This window comes from Blastococcus sp. TF02A-35, from assembly GCF_004571075.1.
Classification (GTDB): Bacteria; Actinomycetota; Actinomycetes; order Mycobacteriales; family Geodermatophilaceae; genus Blastococcus.
Genome location: NZ_SPQP01000002.1, coordinates 138,462 through 154,013, shown reverse-complemented (window position 1 = coordinate 154,013; position 15,552 = coordinate 138,462). Strand labels below are relative to the sequence as shown.

Sequence of the window (15,552 nt, the reverse complement as noted above, 5' to 3'; positions counted from 1 at the left end):
CTACGTCACGAGGAGGCGGAGCGGGTATCCCCCTCGCCGGACAGCGCCGCGCCGCGGGGCCCGTACCCGGGCACCACGCCCAGGCTCATGCGCGCCTCGGTCTCGGCCAGGGCCACTTGCCGGGACAGCCGGACCAGCCGTGCCTCCTGCTCGCGGAACCGCACGCTGGTGCTCCCGACGAGGTAGATGATCACCAGGGCCAGGACGTAGAGCAGGAGGTCGGTACCGCGGGTGACGCCGACCGCGTCGGCGGCCCACTGCGTCGCGCCGGGGAAGATCACCGCGAGCATGCCGCCGGCGATCGTCAGGCCGGCGAGGATCTTGCGCCGCGCCTGGCCGCGCAGCGAGGCCCGCGACCGCAGCGAGAGGTAGACCGCCGCGACCAGCGCCGGGACCAGCAGCCACTTGATGATCACGAGGACCGCCCGTGGCTGATCCGGTGGGCCAGGGTGTCGGCCAGGATGTTGATGCTGTTGAGCAGGGGCTGGCCCTTGGAGCGCGAGTACTCCGTGTACAGGATGTGCACCGGGTACTCGGTGACCCGCAGCCCGGGCCGGGTCAGCTGCTCCTCGAGCTCGGAGGCGTACGCCATGCCCGAGTGCGCCAGCCGGATGCCGGCCGCGACGTCGCGGGAGATCAGCCGCAGGCCGTTGTGGGCGTCGGTGAGCTTGGTGCCCGACCGGCGGTTCATGACCTTGGTCGCCATCCGGAGGATGGCGCGGCGGAGCGGGCTCATCTCCGTCTTCTGGTCCAGGAAGCGGGAGCCGATCACGACGTCGTAGCCGTCGCGGATCTTCTCGATCATCCCGACGAGGTCGGTCAGCTGGTGCTGGCCGTCGGCGTCGAAGCAGGCGATGTACTTGGCGTCGGTGAAGCGCAGGGCCGCCTCGTAACCGGTCTGCAGCGCGCCACCGGCGCCCAGGTTGACCGGGTGGCTGATCCGCAGCGCGCCGGCGGCGTCGATCTCCTGCGCGGAGGCGTCGCTGCTCGCGTCGTCCACGGCGATGACCCGGAGGCCGGCCTCCACGAGCTCGCTGATGACGCCCCGGACGACGGTCGCCTCGTTGTAGACCCGGACCACGACGACCGTGTCGTCGAAGGGGCCGGCCGGCTGGCGCTGCTCGTCGCCCGACGTCGCCAGGTGCAGCTGCGGCTGATTGCCCAGCGGCTGCCCGGCCTCGTCGCGGAGTGCGCTCATCGGGCCGGATGCTATCCCCGGCCGGGTGGCCGTCGCGACCTGCGCGCGGAAACCCCCGACGACGGGACGAGCCTGCTCTTGGACGTTCACGGCGACCAACGTAACCGGTCGGCGCCGTTCCGCTGGGGAGTCCGGGCCGCGTGTGACGGATGGGTCACACGCGGCCGGATAGCACCGTCCGGCCCGGCCCGACGGGTCAGCCGAAGGTTCCCGGGTACCGCGCCGCGACCGCCTCCAGCAGCTCCTTGACGCGCTCGGCGTCCGCCACCGGGCAGACCAGCGTGGCGTCCCGGGTGTGCACGACCACGCAGTCGCGCAGCCCCACCGTGGCCACCAGGTGCCCGGGGTCGTCGCTCACCACGACGTTCCGCTCGCCGTCGACCTGGACGACCATGCCGCGCTGCGCGTTGCCCGCGTCGTCCGACGGGAGGACGCGCCCGAGCGCCGGCCACGAGCCGACGTCGAGCCAGTCCACGTCGAGGTCGGCGACCAGCACCCGGCCCGGCTCGGCGGCCGCCGGCTCCAGCACCGCGTAGTCGACGCTGATCTTCGGCAGCCGCGGGAAGACCTCGGCGAGGACCGCGTCCCGCTCGGCGCCGGCCGGCGCGGCCACGACCCGGGCCAGCCCCTCGGCCGTGGCCGGCAGGTGGTCGGCCAGCGCGTCGAGCACCGTGCGGGCGCGCCAGACGAACATGCCCGAGTTCCACAGGTGCCGGCCCGACGCCAGGTACTGCTCGGCGGTCGCCCGGTCGGGCTTCTCGCGGAAGGACGCGGCCTCGGCCACGCCCGGCACCGCGGTGGCACCGCCCCGCTCGACGTAGCCGAACCCGGTGGCCGGGTAGGTCGGCGGGATGCCGAGGGTCACCAGGGACCGAGGGCGCTCGGCGAGTGCGTCGAAGGCCGTCCGCAGCCCGGCGGCGAACCGCTCGACGGGCCGGATGACGTGGTCGGCGCTCACCACCGCGAGCTCGGCCTCCGGGTCCACGTCCGCGACGAGCGCGGCGGCCAGCCCCACGGCGTTGGCGGTGTCCCGGGGCTCGGGCTCGAGGATGAGCCGGCCCTCGGCCAGGTCGGGCAGCGCGGCGCGGACCTGCTCGGCGTACCGGCCGGCGGTGCACACCCAGATGCAGTCGGCCGGCACGACCGCGCGCACCCGGGCGAACGCCTCGGCGAGCAGGCTGCGCGTCCCGCCGTCGCCGTCGTCCACCAGGTCCAGCAGCTGCTTGGGCCGGCTGGTGCGCGACATGGGCCACAGGCGCGTGCCGGACCCCCCGGCCATGATCACCGCGTGCCGCACGTCAGCTCTCCCCGCTCTCGCGGCCCGCGGGGCCGGGGACGACGGCCAGCTCGCGGGCCTGCCGCTGGAACCGGGCGCCGGCGGCGACCCGTCCGCTGACGTAGGAGACCAGCATCCGGCCGCCCAGCCCGGCGCGCAGCACACCCCGCAGCGGGGCGTTGCGGCGGCCCGGGTACTGGCGGGACAGGTAGCGGAGCGCGCTGGTGTGGTGCACCCGCTGCATCCGGTGCGGCTCGCGACGGGTGGCGTGCCCGCCCTCGTGCTCGACGACGGCGGTCGGCACGTACACGTGCAGCCAGCCCCGGCGCCCGAGCCGCTCGGCCAGGTCGACGTCCTCGAAGTACATGAAGTAGCCGGGGTCGAAGCCGTCGACCGACCAGAACGCCTCGAGGTCCACCAGGAGGCAGGAGCCGCTCAGCCAGCCGGCGGGCCGCTCCCGCGGGGCCTCCCGCTCCCGGCGGTAGCGGGCGGTCCACGGGTTGCTGGGCCACACCCAGCCCAGCAGCGCGTGGCCCGCGCCGGTGGAGAGCCGCGGCAGGTCGCGCGCCGAGGGGTAGAGCTCGCCCTCCGGCGTCATGATCGCCGGGCCGAGGGTGGCCGCCCGGGGCCAGCGGTCGGCCGCCGCGAGCAGCTCGTCCACCGAGCCCGGGGAGAAGCGCAGGTCGGGGTTGGCGATCAGCGCCCGCCCGGTGCGCAGGTCGGCCAGCCCGGCGTTGGCCGCGCCGCCGTAGCCGATGTTGCCGCCGGTCCGCAGCACCCGGACGTGCGGGTGCCGCTCGGCGGCCCGCTCCGGCGCGCCGTCGGTGGAGCCGTTGTCGGCCAGCACCACCTCGACCGGCCGGGACGTGGCCTGCGCCAGGGAGTCCAGGAAGCCCTCGAGCGCGGCGCCGGGCGAGTAGGTGACGGCGACGACGCGCAGCGGGGTGGGGTCGGGGGTAGGTGCCACGGAGGGCAACCCTAGGCAGTCCCGCCCGCGCCGGCCCGGTCCCGGTGCGCGCGGGCCGCGGCGCCGGGGCACGTGGGGTGGATGTGACGGAACGGGTCGCCTCGGCACCGGAACCTCCGCTGCGTGGTCGTGCCACCCCTGGGCTGCAGGTACCGTCGATGCCCGTGACCACCACAGGACCTGACCTCGTCGTCGTCGGCTCCGGCTTCTTCGGCCTCACCGTCGCGGAGCGCGTCGCCAGCCAGCTGGACAAGCGCGTGCTGGTCATCGACCGGCGCGACCACATCGGCGGCAACGCGTACTCCGCCCCCGAGCCGGAGACCGGCATCGAGGTGCACGTGTACGGCGCGCACCTCTTCCACACGTCGAACGAGCGGGTCTGGCAGTACGTCAACCAGTTCACCGAGTTCACGAACTACCAGCACAAGGTCTACTCGATCTACCAGGGCCAGACCTACTCGCTGCCGATGAACCTGGCGACGATCTGCCAGTACTTCGGCAAGAGCTTCTCCCCCGACGAGGCCCGCGCCCTCGTGGCCGAGCAGGCCGGCGAGTTCGACACCGCCGAGGCCGCCAACCTCGAGGAGAAGGCGATCTCCCTGATCGGCCGCCCGCTCTACGAGGCGTTCATCCGCGGCTACACGAAGAAGCAGTGGCAGACCGACCCGACCGAGCTGCCCGCCGCGGTCATCGCCCGGCTGCCGGTCCGGTACACGTTCGACAACCGGTACTTCAACGACACCTACGAGGGTCTGCCGAAGGACGGCTACACCGCCTGGCTGCAGCGCATGGCCGACCACCCGAACATCGAGGTGCGGCTGAGCACGGACTACTTCGACGTCCGCGACGAGCTGCCCAGCGACGTGCCCACGGTGTTCACCGGCCCGATCGACAAGTACTTCGGGTACGAGGCCGGCGAGCTGGGCTGGCGCACGCTGGACTTCGAGACCGAGGTCCTGCCGATCGGTGACTTCCAGGGCACCTCGGTCATGAACTACGCCGACGAGGACGTCCCTTACACCCGGATCCACGAGTTCCGGCACTTCCACCCCGAGCGGGACTACCCGCAGGACAAGACGGTGGTCGTGCGGGAGTTCTCCCGGTTCGCCGAGACCGGCGACGAGCCGTACTACCCGATCAACACCCCCGAGGACCGCGCCAAGCTCGAGCGCTACCGCGAGCTGGCCAAGCGCGAGGCCGAGGAGAAGCGGGTGCTGTTCGGCGGGCGCCTGGGCACGTACAAGTACCTGGACATGCACATGGCCATCGGGTCGGCCCTGAGCATGTTCGACAACCGCATCCGCCCGTTCTTCGACCAGGGCTCGTCGCTCGACGGCCGCCTAGACGACTGACCCGCGAGGACTGACGACCGATGAGCAGCATCGACTCCCCCGTCTCCCCCGAACGCGTCGCCGACGCCTCTGCGGCCGACCTGGCCGCCGGGAAGGCGGTGACCCTGCTGCAGCGGGTGATCCTCCCGCGGCCGGGCGACCCGCTGAAGGTCCGCACCCTGTACGTCGACGAGAGCGCCCCCGGCGCGCGACGGGTCAAGTCGACCAGCCGTGCCGACGCGACGGTCGCCGCCGGCAACGAGGTCTCGTTCGCGACCTACTTCAACGCCTTCCCGGCCAGCTACTGGCGCCGCTGGACGGTGCTCGACAGCGTCGTCCTGCGGATGCGCGTGTCCGGCCCCGGCCGCATCGACGTCTACCGGTCCAAGGCCGACGGCAGCGTCATCCACGTGACCGGCACGACCACCTCCGGCGAGGACCGCTCGCTGGAGTTCGACCTGGACCTGACGCCGTTCGAGGACGGCGGCTGGTACTGGTTCGACGTCACCGCTGACGACGCCCCGCTGACGGTGCACCAGGCGGACTGGTCCGCGGCGCGCGAGCCGGCCCAGGAGACGCGGCTCTCGATCGGGATCTGCACCTTCAACCGGCCCGACGACTGCGTCTCGGCGCTGCAGGCGCTCGCCGACGACCCTGTCGTCGACGGCCTGATCTCCCGCGTGATCGTCGCCGACCAGGGCAACAAGAAGGTCCGCGACGCCGCCGGCTTCGCCGAGGCCGCCGCGGCGCTCGGCGAGCGGCTGCTGCTGGTCGAGCAGCCCAACCTCGGCGGTAGCGGCGGGTTCTCCCGCACGATGCACGAGGCCCTGGTCTCCACCGACGCCACGCACCACATCCTGCTCGACGACGACGTGCAGCTGGAGCCCGACAGCATCGCCCGGCTGTTCACCTTCGCCAGCTTCACCAAGAAGCCGATGCTGGTCGGCGGCCAGATGCTCGCGCTGCAGGACCGCTCGGTGCTGCACACCATGGGCGAGGTCGTGGCACCGGACAAGTTCTTCTGGCGGGCCGCGCCGAACACCGAGTACGCGCACGACTTCGCGAAGAAGAGCCTGCGCAAGTCGACGATGCTGCACCGGCGGATCGACGTCGACTACACCGGCTGGTGGATGTGCCTCATCCCGCGCCAGGTGATGGAGGAGCTGGGCTTCGCACTGCCGGTCTTCATCAAGTGGGACGACGCCGAGTACGGCATCCGGGCGGGCGAGCACGGCTACCCCACGGCGACCCTGCCGGGCGCCGCCGTGTGGCACCTGTCCTGGAGCGACAAGGACGACACCGCGGGCTGGCAGGCCTACTTCCACACCCGCAACCGGCTGGTCGCGGCGGCGCTGCACACCCAGCACAAGCGGGGCGGCACGCTGCTGCGGGACACCTTCAAGTTCGACCTGAAGTTCCTGATCATGCTGCAGTACGCGACCGCCGCGCTGCACCACCGGGCCTACGACGACTTCCTCGCCGGCCCGGACCGGCTGTTCCCGCTGCTGCCCACCGCGCTCCCCACGGCGCTGAAGCACCAGGGTGACTACCCCGACGGTCAGGTCCTCGGCTCGTCCTCGGACCTGCCGCTGCCCTCGATGAGCCCGACGAAGGCCGAGCGGTTCATGAAGCCGCCGACGACGCCGGTGACCATCGGCCGCACCCTGGGCGCCGCCCTGGCGCACAACCTGCGCAAGCCGAAGCCGGACGCCGCCGAGCGGCCGCAGATGAACATCTCGGCGCAGGACGCCCGCTGGTTCCTCCTCTCCCGGCTGGACAGCGCGACGGTGGGCACCGCCGACGGTCGCGGTGTCACGTTCCGCCGCCGGGAGCCGGACACCTTCTGGCGGATGCTGCGGCACTCCGTCAAGGTGCACGTGAAGCTCTACCGCGAGTTCCCCCGGCTCGCCAAGCAGTACCGGGAGCACATGGAGCAGCTGACCAGCCAGCAGAGCTGGGAGAAGGCCTTCTCCGGGGAGCTCACGCCGGGCGCGTGAGCTCCTCCCGCCGGCCGGCCCGGGTGAGGCGGCGCCATTCGCGCCACCCACCCGGGTCGCGGCGGGACACCAGGAAGAACCAGCCGAAGCGCACGGTCTCCAGCGGGCGGAGCCAGCGCATGCCCGGCTGGGCCATCAGGTAGCCGCGGTTGCGGTAGGTGAAGTAGCGCTTCACGTCGTTGGCCGGGTACTGCGCCGAGAGCCTCCCGCCGAGGATCGGCAGGAACTCCGTGGTGCCCTCGGGGTGCAGGTAGGCGGCGGCGGTGCAGGTACCGAAGGGCAGCCCCGCGCGGAGCAGGCGGCGGTGGATCTCGGTCTCGTCGCCGCGGAAGAACAGCCGGTAGTCCGGCACCCCGACGACGTCGAGGGCCTCGGCGCGGAAGAGCGCGCCGTTGAACAGCGAGGCGTAGCTCGGCAGCAGGTCGATGCCGGCGAAGTCGCTGCGCCGGCGCCGCCAGCGCAGGCCGCGGCGCAGGGGGAAGGCCAGCCGGTCGGGGTCGGCGAGGTCGGTCACCAGCGGCGAGACCTCCGCCAGCCCGTGCTCGCGGGCGCTGGCCAGGAGCGTGCGCAGGACGGTGCCGTCGGCGGGCCGGCCGTCGTCGTCGGCGCACCAGACCCAGTCGGCCCCGAGCGCCAGGGCGTGCAGCATGCCCAGGGCGAAGCCGCCGGCGCCGCCGAGGTTGCGCTCGCTGGGAAGGTAGGTGGCCGGCATCCCGCAGCCGGCGACGACGTCCGCGACCGGTTGGTCGGGGCCGTTGTCGACGACGACGACGTGGTCGACGGGACGGTCCTGGCCGGCGAGCGCCGCGAGGCTGTGCCCCAGCAGCTCGCGCCGGTGCCGGGTGACGACGACCGCGACGACCTTCTCGGCGGCGGGCGGGGTGGCGCCCGCGGTCATGCCGGCAGGCCCTTGTAGGCCCGCAGGACCTCGTTCAGCTCGCCGTGGGCCTTGATCTGCCCGTGCTCCATCCAGATGGCGGTGTCGCACAGCTCGCGGAGGAACTCGTCGGAGTGGGAGGCGAACACCAGCAGGCCCGAGCGTTCGACGAGCTCGGACAGGCGCTGCTTGCTCTTCTCCAGGAAGGCCGCGTCGACCGCGCCGATCCCCTCGTCGAGCAGCAGGATCTCCGGGTCGATGCTGGTGACCACGCCCAGGGCCAGGCGCACGCGCATACCGGTCGAGTAGGTGCGCAGCGGCATCCGCAGGAAGTCACCGAGCTCGGTGAAGTCGGCGATGTCGTCGACCCGGTCCTCCATCTGCTTGCGGGTCATGCCGAGGAACAGGCCGCGGATCATGATGTTCTCGAGGCCGGAGATCTCCGGGTCCATGCCGACGCCGAGGTCGAACACCGGGGCGACCCGGCCGCGGATCTCCGCGACGCCACGGGTGGGCTCGTAGATGCCCGACAGCAGCCGGAGGAGGGTGGACTTGCCGGCGCCGTTGTGGCCGACCAGGCCGACGCGGGCGCCGTGCTCGAGGCTGACGCTGATGTCGCGCAGCGCCTCGATGACCGGCACCTTGCTGTCGCTGGCGATGTTGCCGCCGACCAGACCCATGACGGTCTTCTTCAGCGAGCGGCTCTTGGCGTCGAAGATCGGGAAGTCGACGCACGCGTCCTTGGTCATGATGCTGACGGGACTGGTTTCGGACACGGTCACACCCAGTAGGAGACGCGGGATCGGTAGCGGCGCATGACGAACAGGGTCAGCGCCCACCCGATGACGGTGATGACGAGGACGACGACCCAGTGCCGCAGCACCTGGTCCTGGCCCAGCAGCGGACGGCGGACGATCTCCAGGAAGTGCAGGAACGGGTTGAACTCCGCCAGCTTCGCCCGCTCGGCGATGTCCGGGTTCGGGCTGTTGGCCAGGTCGTCGTAGATCCAGACGATCGGCGTCATGAAGAACATCAGCTGCACGATGCTCTGGGTGATCGGCAGGATGTCGCGGAAGCGGGTCGTGATGATGCCGACCGCGAGCGCGACCCAGGCACCGTTCACCGCCAGGAGCGCGAAGGCCGCCACGGCGGTCAGGACGGTCCACGACAGCGGCTGCGGGAAGACCAGCAGCATGACCAGGTAGACCAGCAGGTTGTGCGCGAAGAAGAGGGCCTGGCGCCACACCAGCCGGTAGACGTGCACCGACAGCGGCGAGGGCAGGTGCTTGATCAGGCCCTCGTTGGCGATGAACACCTCCGAGCCCTCGGCGATGCACCCGCTGATGAAGTTCCAGACGATGAAGCCGACCAGCACGTGCGGCAGGAACGTCGCCAGCTCGATGTCGAACAGGCCCGAGTAGAGGATGCCCAGCGCGACGGCGGTGACCGCCATGCTGATCGTGATCCAGACCGGGCCCAGCACCGAGCGGCGGTAGCGCTGGCGGATGTCCTGCCAGCCGAGGTGACCCCACAGCGCCCGCTGCTCCCAGCCGCGTCGGAGGTCGGCGACAGCGGCCACGAGGGTGCGTCCGGTCGGTTGAGCGATGGCCACCCCTTGACGTTACCTGCGGGTGTCGCGGCGCCGTCGGCTCGGTGGGACTCGCGATGAGCGTGGTGCGGCCGGGTGCCACGGGGCGCCCGGACCGGGGGCGGGGCGCCGCCCCGCCCCCGGTGCGCGCGTCAGCGCGCGGCGCCGCCGGCGCGGGAGCGGAGCGCGCCCAGCTCCTTGCCCAGCCCCCCGAAGCCATGGTCGAGCAGGGTCTTCACGGCGTCGGTCCGCCGCTTGCGGACGGCCGCCGGCAGGTAGGTGAGGGCGTGCAGGCGCGAGGAGGTGTGCAGCCGCGCCGCCTGGGCGGCACGCGGCCAGCCCAGCGTCTCCAGCTCCGCCGCCGCACCCAGGAAGAACCGGCGCTCCTCGGCGAAGCGGGTCCCGTCCAGGGCCCGCCACGAGGAGTCGCTGCCGGAGTGGCGCCGGTACTGGAAGCAGACCGTCGGGTCGTAGACCAGCTCCTCGCCGCGCATCAGCAGGTCCAGGACCAGGGCGAGGTCCTGCACCACGTTCAGGCCCTCGCGGAAGCCGATCTCGCGGATCTTGTGGACGTCGAAGCACAGCGCCGGGAAGTACAGCCAGTTGCCGCGCAGCAGGCTGCGGGCCAGGTCCTCGCCGCGCATCGCGGTGCGCGTGGTGACCTTGGGCTGGTAGAGCCGCCGCTTGGTCTCGTCGACCAGGGTGCGCACCACGGTGCCGTGCTCGTCGATGACCTCGACGCCGGGCTGGATGACGGCGGCACCCGGGTGTGCCTGGCGGGCGGCGGTGACGACCTCGACGTAGTTGGGGAGCATCAGGTCGTCGGCGCCGAGGATGACCAGGTCGCGCTCCCGGGCCAGGCCGATGCACTTCTCGTAGTTCTTGTTGGCGCCGAGGTTCTGCTCGTTGCGGGTGTAGGTCACCCGGTCGTCGCCCAGGGCGCCGAACCACTCGGCCACGGTCGGGTCCGGGTAGCCGTCGTCCACGACGGTCAGCCGCCAGTCCGGCGACGTCTGCGCCAGGACGCTCCGGACGGTCTGCCGGAGCATGTCCGGATCGCCGTAGAAGGGGATCATGATCTCGAGCGTCATCGCGTCTCCTCGTGCACAACGGGGTCGGGGGTTGAGGCGGCGTGCGGCGTCCGCGGCTCCCGCAGGGCGAGCCGGACGAAACCGTAGGGGGACGTCAGCTCGTGCGCGACCAGTGTCCCGGCCGCGACGAGCGAGGTGACGAGCACCATGCGGCCGGGGGTGTCGCTCAGGAGCAGCCCGGCGGCCTGCACCAGCGCGGCGACCGCGACGAGCACGATGAGCCGCCGGTCACCACGGGCGAGGCTCATCATCACGTGCACGTGCACCAGCGCCAGCAGCGTCATGGCGACGGCCAGCGGCGCGGCGAGCGCGTAGGCGTCGGCGTAGGCGGCACCGAAGATGCCGGTGACCAGCGACGGCGGCGCCAGCGCGATCCCGGCGGCGACCACCGCGCCGGTCAGGACCGTGGCGCCCATCGTGAGCAGGGCCGGCCGGCGGACGCTGAGCGAGGACTCCAGCCGCGCCGTCACCTTGGGCAGGAGCACCAGCGCCAGGGCGGAGGGGCCGTACAGCGCCACCTTCCCGAGCAGCGCGGCCGAGGCGTAGAGGCCGGCCTCGGTGGGGGCGAGCGCCACCTTGGCGATGAGCAGGTCCACGTTCGTGAGCGAGGCGAAGGCGCCCAGCGCCACCAGGGCCGCGCCGACGCGCGGCAGCGCCGGGGCAGGGCCGGCGGGGACGTCCCGGCTGCGCCCCCACGCGGCGAGCACCATGCCGACGACGGTGGCGAGGACCAGCGCGGCGAGCGCCCCGACGATCCCGGCCACGATGGCCAGCGGGACCAGGAACAGCGGCCGCAGGACCCCCTGGGGGCCGGCGAGGATGGCGCCCACCCGGCCGAAGGCCTCGCGGCCCTGGTGGTCGCCCAGGCTGATCTGCAGCCCCAGCCCGAGGACGATCCACAGCGAGCCGACGAACCACACCCAGCCGGAGCTGAGCTCCAGGACCGAGACGGCCGCCGGGGTCGCCACGACGAGCACGAGCAGGAGCGCGGCCTGCACGAGGGCGATGCGGCGCCCGACGGCCCGCGCCAGCCCGCGCGCCTCCTCCGGGCGCCCCCTGGCCGTCAGCGCCGCGACGTCCCGCGCCACGGCCGCCTGGACCCCGGTGGCGGGCATGAAGGCGATGGTGGCCAGCCCGGTCATGGCGCTGACCTCGGCGAACTCGGCCGGCGCGAGCGCCCGCGCGGCGAGCACGTAGTACAGGTAGTTGCCGATGTGCCCGGCCATCGAGCAGGCGAGCAGCAGGATCCCGGACCGGGCGCCGGCCGTGGACAGCGCCTCGACCAGGCGCGGCCGTGCCCGGGGCGCACCGCCGTCGTCGGGACCGCTCACCGCGCGGAGCACCGCATCTCGCACCTCTCTGTCCCCCCGCGGCCGGCGGCCTCTGCCGATCGCATCGCCACGACGGTCCCACGGCTGACGCGGGAGCCGACGGGTCCCGCCGGCCACCAGCCGTCCGCTCCGGCGCCGCCACGGACGGCGAGGGCCGGAAGCCGCACTGTATCGCGACCCCCGGCCCCGCCGATCGTCTCCGCGGAACCCCGCAGGTCAGCCGGGCACGACCTCCGCGACGCCGTCGCGGACGACGATCGCCCCGCGGGCGAAGTCCACGCGCGGCATCCCGTCGCGCACGTACTGGTCGCGCAGCGGCTCGCCCAAGCTGCCGGTGGAGCCGCCGGCCCCGACCCAGGCGGCCAGCACGTCGTCGCCCATCCACCGCGCCACGCCCGTCGAGGTCCAGTAGAGGGCCCCTCCGGCGAAGCGCTGGACCACGCCGACGCCGAGGGCCTGCTCGCCCGACGTCGGTGCGCCGAGCGGGCCGGTCAGCCCACCGGTCGCCGCCCACGCGCCGGCGATGCCGCCCCGGACCGGGTGCGCGCCACCGGACGCCGTCCAGTAGATCGACCCGCTCTGGAACCGCTGCACCTGGGCACCGCTCACGGTCTGCTCGTCGGCCATCGGGAAGCCCAGCGGGCCCCCGGGGCCGCCGGCGGCCACGTAGGCGTCCCGCAGCCGGGCGCTGACCGCCCGGCCGCCGGTCCGCTCCGACCAGTAGACCGTGCCGCCGGCGAAGGCCTGCGAACGGCCCGGCCCGGCGTCGGCCTCGTCGCCCACCGGCGCACCCAGCGAGCCGGCCAGCCCACCGGCCGCCGCCCACGCGCCGGCGATGCCGCCGCGCACCGGGTGCGCGCCACCGGACGGCGTCCAGTAGATCGACCCGCTCTGGAACCGCTGCACCTGGGCACCGCTGACGGTCTGCTCGTCGGCCATCGGGAAGCCCAGCGGGCCCCCGGGGCCGCCGGCGGCCACGTAGGCGCCGCGCAGCTGGGCGCTCACCGCCCGGCCGCCGGTCTGCTCCGACCAGTAGACCGTGCCGCCGGCGAAGGCCTGCGAACGGCCGGGCCGCGCGTCGGCCTCGTCGCCCACCGGCGCACCCAGCGGCCCCGCCAAGCCACCGGCGGCGGCCCACCCGGCGGCGATGCCGCCGCGGACCGGGTGCGCGCCACCGGACGCCGTCCAGTAGATCGACCCGCTCTGGAACCGCTGCACCTGCGCACCGTCGACGGTCTGCTCGTCGGCCATCGGGAAGCCCAGCGGCCCGCCCGGGCCACCGGCGGCCAGGTAGGCATCCCGCATCCGGGCGCTCACCGCCCGGCCGCCGGTCTGCTCCGACCAGTACACGGTGCCACCGGCGAAGTCCTGCGAACGGCCCGGCCGCGCGTCGGTCTCCCCGCCCACCGGCGCGCCCAGCGGCCCGGCCAGGCCGCCCGCGGCCGACCAGCCACCGGCGACACCGCCGCGCACCGCGTGCGCGCCACCGGACGCCGTCCAGTAGATCGACCCGCTCTGGAACCGCTGCACCTGCGCGCCGTCGACCGTCTCCTCGTCGGCGACGGGGAGCAGCAGCGGCCCGGACTCGCCGCCGGAGCGCCGGTAGGCGTTGAACACCCCGCCGTGCACGTCGACGACCTGGGAGGAGGCCAGGCGGTAGAGGACGCCGCGCTGGAAGTCCTGGCCGATCACGCCCCCGGGCAGGCGCCGCTGGTCCCCCACCGGCAGACCGAGGTAGCCGGTCACGCCGCCTCGGGACGCGTACCCGTCGGCCAGCGCGGTGAGCACCGCCCGGCCCTCGGTGGCCGACGACCAGTAGACGGTCCCGCCCTGGAACACCTGGGCCGCGCTGGTGCCGTCGGCGGCGAGGCCCTCGGGCCCCAGCGGGAAGCCGAGGTCGCCGCGGTCGGCACCCAGCCGCCGGTAGGTGGCCAGCATGCCGCCGCGGACGGGCTGGGCACCGGTGGGCTCGGACCAGTAGAGGGTCCCGCCCTGGAAGTGCTGCATCCGGCCGGAGCCGTTCCCGGCGGGCAGCTCACCGCTGGTCGGGTAGCCCATCACGCCCGCCTGGGCGCCGAGGCCGCTCCACGTGCCGAACATCCCGCCCCGGACGGGGTGGGCGCCGGTGGACGGGGACCAGAAGACGCTGCCGCCCTGGAACCGCTGGAGCACCCCGACGCCGTCGGGCGCGGCGATCTCGTCGGTGGTCGGGAAGCCGAAGACGCTGGTGTCGGCACCGAGCCCGGCCCAGGTGGCGAGGATGGCGCCGCGCACCACGCGCGACTCGGTCGACGGGGACCAGAAGATGCTGCCGCCCTGGAAGCGCTGCAGCCGGCCGACGCCGTCGGCGGTCACGATCTCGCCGCTCACGGGGTAGCCGAGGAGGCCGCGCTCCCAGCCGAACTCGGCCCACTTGCCGCGGATCCCGCCGCGCGTGACGTGCGCGCCGCTCGCCGGGGACCAGTAGATGGAGGCCTGCTGGAAGTGCTGGAAGCATCCCCCGCCCACCAGCCCGCAGACGGGCTCGCCCTGCGGCGCACCGATCGAGTCGGGGCCGGTGCGGTAGTAGACGGCCGAGATCTCGGCCGCGCCCGGCTCGTGCGTCGAGCCGAACCAGTCGGTGTAGTAGCTGAAGAAGTTGCGGTTGCCGTAGGCCGAGCACCCGTCGCCGGTGCCGTACCCGGCACGCAGCGCCGCCGCGTTCGGCTGGTAGGGCGTGTAGGTGTACAGCCCGGCCGTGGCCTGGTTGAGGATGAAGACCTGCGAGCTGCCGCAGGCGCGGTCCGGGTTGTACAGGACGGTGTTCCAGCGGCCCGCGAAGTAGTTGCGCGGCTTGGCCGCGTACTCCTGGAAGCGGTGCGCGGCGCTGTAGACCTGGTTGAAGAACCCGAAGTAGAGCTCGTTGCACGGGGCGGTGTCGGGGCAGGCGTAGCCGGTGGCCTTCTGGTACCGCGTCGCGTTGGGCGACGTCGTGACGAGGCTCTGCTCCTTCTGCAGCAGCACCAGCAGGACGCGCGGGTTGATGCCGCAGGCCTGCCCGACCTTGGCGATGATCGCCGCGGCCGTCTCGCCCGGCAGCCCGTCGTAGAACCGGCAGAAGGCGTCGGCGGGGCGGTCGGGGGTGTCCTGCCGGTAGGCCTTGAGGCAGGGGCTGCCGTCCGTCCCTACGCGGCAGCTCGCGCCCTTCACGTCCAGGAACCGCTGCACGTCGGGGGCCGACATCGACCAGCCGTCGAAGAAGAGGGCGTCGCTGATGATGTCGCCGGGGTTGAACCTCGAGAGGTCGGCTGCCTCGTCGAGGCGGTCCCGGTCACCCGGCAGCGCCACCGCGAGCAGCACGGCCAGGACCGTGAGCAGACCCGCGAGGGTCAGCACTCGGGTGCGGATGCGGAACCTGCTCACGGGACGACCACCTCGACGTCTTCGCTGGAACCGGAGGAGACGTCCGAGCGGTAGTCCAGGCGGGCGGTCCACACGCCCGGCGCGAGCCGGTCGACCGGCACGGACAGGAGGGCGCAGGCGGTCGACTGCGCCTCGGCGAAGGCCTCGTCCTCGACGGTGACGTCGGTGTGGCCGGTGCGGCCGAGCACCAGCACGCAGCGCCCGCCGTCCTCGACCAGGCCCGGGACGAAACCGGACACCTCGACCGCGTCGCCCGCCGGGCCGACGGCGGCGTGGCTGACGACGACCTCCTGGTCGGCGCCGGGCCCGGCCTCGACGGGCGCGTCGCCGGCGACGTCGGTCGGCTCGGCGTCGTCGCCGGGGTCGGCGGCCACCGGTGCGCCGGCCGAGGGCGAGGTGGTCCCGGCTGCTGCCGTCGGGGCCGGGTCCGCGGAGGACGGCGTCGAGCAGCCGGTCAGCACGAGGGCGGCCACGACCGCCCACCCACCTCGGGC

General features: G+C 73.5%; 13 protein-coding genes. 2 read left to right on the top strand and 11 right to left on the bottom strand.

Features of this window, described 5'->3' with window-relative positions; translation table 11 throughout:
• Positions 1–5: 5 nt before the first annotated feature.
• From E4P43_RS01595 to E4P43_RS01580, 4 genes are all read right to left on the bottom strand, one after another.
• Positions 6–416, bottom strand: a complete 411-nt coding sequence (locus E4P43_RS01595) for a DUF2304 domain-containing protein (RefSeq protein WP_135143663.1) — start codon at positions 414–416, stop codon at positions 6–8.
• On the bottom strand, positions 413–1,198 hold the full coding sequence (locus tag E4P43_RS01590) for a glycosyltransferase family 2 protein (RefSeq protein ID WP_135143662.1): 786 nt from the start codon (positions 1,196–1,198) through the stop codon (positions 413–415). Before E4P43_RS01590 ends, E4P43_RS01595 begins: the two co-directional genes overlap by 4 nt.
• A 196-nt stretch (positions 1,199–1,394) precedes the next feature.
• Positions 1,395–2,477, bottom strand: coding sequence for a sugar phosphate nucleotidyltransferase (locus tag E4P43_RS01585; RefSeq protein WP_280790921.1), 1,083 nt, complete (start codon positions 2,475–2,477; stop codon positions 1,395–1,397).
• Positions 2,478–2,496: 19 nt separating this feature from the next.
• Positions 2,497–3,441 (bottom strand): glycosyltransferase family 2 protein, encoded by a 945-nt coding sequence (locus E4P43_RS01580; RefSeq protein WP_135143660.1) that lies wholly within the window; start codon positions 3,439–3,441, stop codon positions 2,497–2,499.
• 164 nt (positions 3,442–3,605) lie between these two features.
• Between E4P43_RS01580 and glf the strand changes: the two genes are divergently transcribed.
• Both glf and E4P43_RS01570 read left to right on the top strand, forming a co-directional pair.
• Positions 3,606–4,793 carry a UDP-galactopyranose mutase gene (glf, locus tag E4P43_RS01575; protein ID WP_209313670.1) on the top strand — a complete coding sequence of 396 codons (1,188 nt, stop codon included), beginning with the start codon at positions 3,606–3,608 and terminating at the stop codon, positions 4,791–4,793.
• 20 nt (positions 4,794–4,813) lie between these two features.
• Positions 4,814–6,769: a glycosyltransferase gene (locus tag E4P43_RS01570; RefSeq protein ID WP_135143658.1), complete on the top strand. Its 1,956-nt coding sequence runs from the start codon at positions 4,814–4,816 to the stop codon at positions 6,767–6,769.
• Here the strand turns inward: E4P43_RS01570 and E4P43_RS01565 are convergent.
• The 7 genes from E4P43_RS01565 to E4P43_RS01535 form a co-directional block, all read right to left on the bottom strand.
• On the bottom strand, positions 6,753–7,667 hold the full coding sequence (locus E4P43_RS01565) for a glycosyltransferase family 2 protein (protein ID WP_135143657.1): 915 nt from the start codon (positions 7,665–7,667) through the stop codon (positions 6,753–6,755). The two genes, E4P43_RS01570 and E4P43_RS01565, sit on opposite strands and share 17 nt — an antisense overlap.
• Positions 7,664–8,395 (bottom strand): ABC transporter ATP-binding protein, encoded by a 732-nt coding sequence (locus E4P43_RS01560; protein WP_135143656.1) that lies wholly within the window; start codon positions 8,393–8,395, stop codon positions 7,664–7,666. Before E4P43_RS01560 ends, E4P43_RS01565 begins: the two co-directional genes overlap by 4 nt.
• A gap of 29 nt (positions 8,396–8,424) precedes the next feature.
• The gene (locus E4P43_RS01555) at positions 8,425–9,258 is read right to left on the bottom strand and encodes an ABC transporter permease (protein ID WP_135143655.1); all 834 of its coding nucleotides are present in this window, start codon (positions 9,256–9,258) and stop codon (positions 8,425–8,427) included.
• Between the two features lie 128 nt (positions 9,259–9,386).
• Positions 9,387–10,325 carry a glycosyltransferase family 2 protein gene (locus tag E4P43_RS01550; RefSeq protein ID WP_135143654.1) on the bottom strand — a complete coding sequence of 313 codons (939 nt, stop codon included), beginning with the start codon at positions 10,323–10,325 and terminating at the stop codon, positions 9,387–9,389.
• Positions 10,322–11,656 (bottom strand): hypothetical protein, encoded by a 1,335-nt coding sequence (locus E4P43_RS01545; RefSeq protein WP_135143653.1) that lies wholly within the window; start codon positions 11,654–11,656, stop codon positions 10,322–10,324. Before E4P43_RS01545 ends, E4P43_RS01550 begins: the two co-directional genes overlap by 4 nt.
• 216 nt (positions 11,657–11,872) lie before the next feature.
• Positions 11,873–15,058 (bottom strand): hypothetical protein, encoded by a 3,186-nt coding sequence (locus E4P43_RS01540; protein WP_135143652.1) that lies wholly within the window; start codon positions 15,056–15,058, stop codon positions 11,873–11,875.
• Positions 15,055–15,531 carry a hypothetical protein gene (locus E4P43_RS01535; RefSeq protein ID WP_135143651.1) on the bottom strand — a complete coding sequence of 159 codons (477 nt, stop codon included), beginning with the start codon at positions 15,529–15,531 and terminating at the stop codon, positions 15,055–15,057. Before E4P43_RS01535 ends, E4P43_RS01540 begins: the two co-directional genes overlap by 4 nt.
• Between the last annotated feature and the right edge of the window lie 21 nt (positions 15,532–15,552).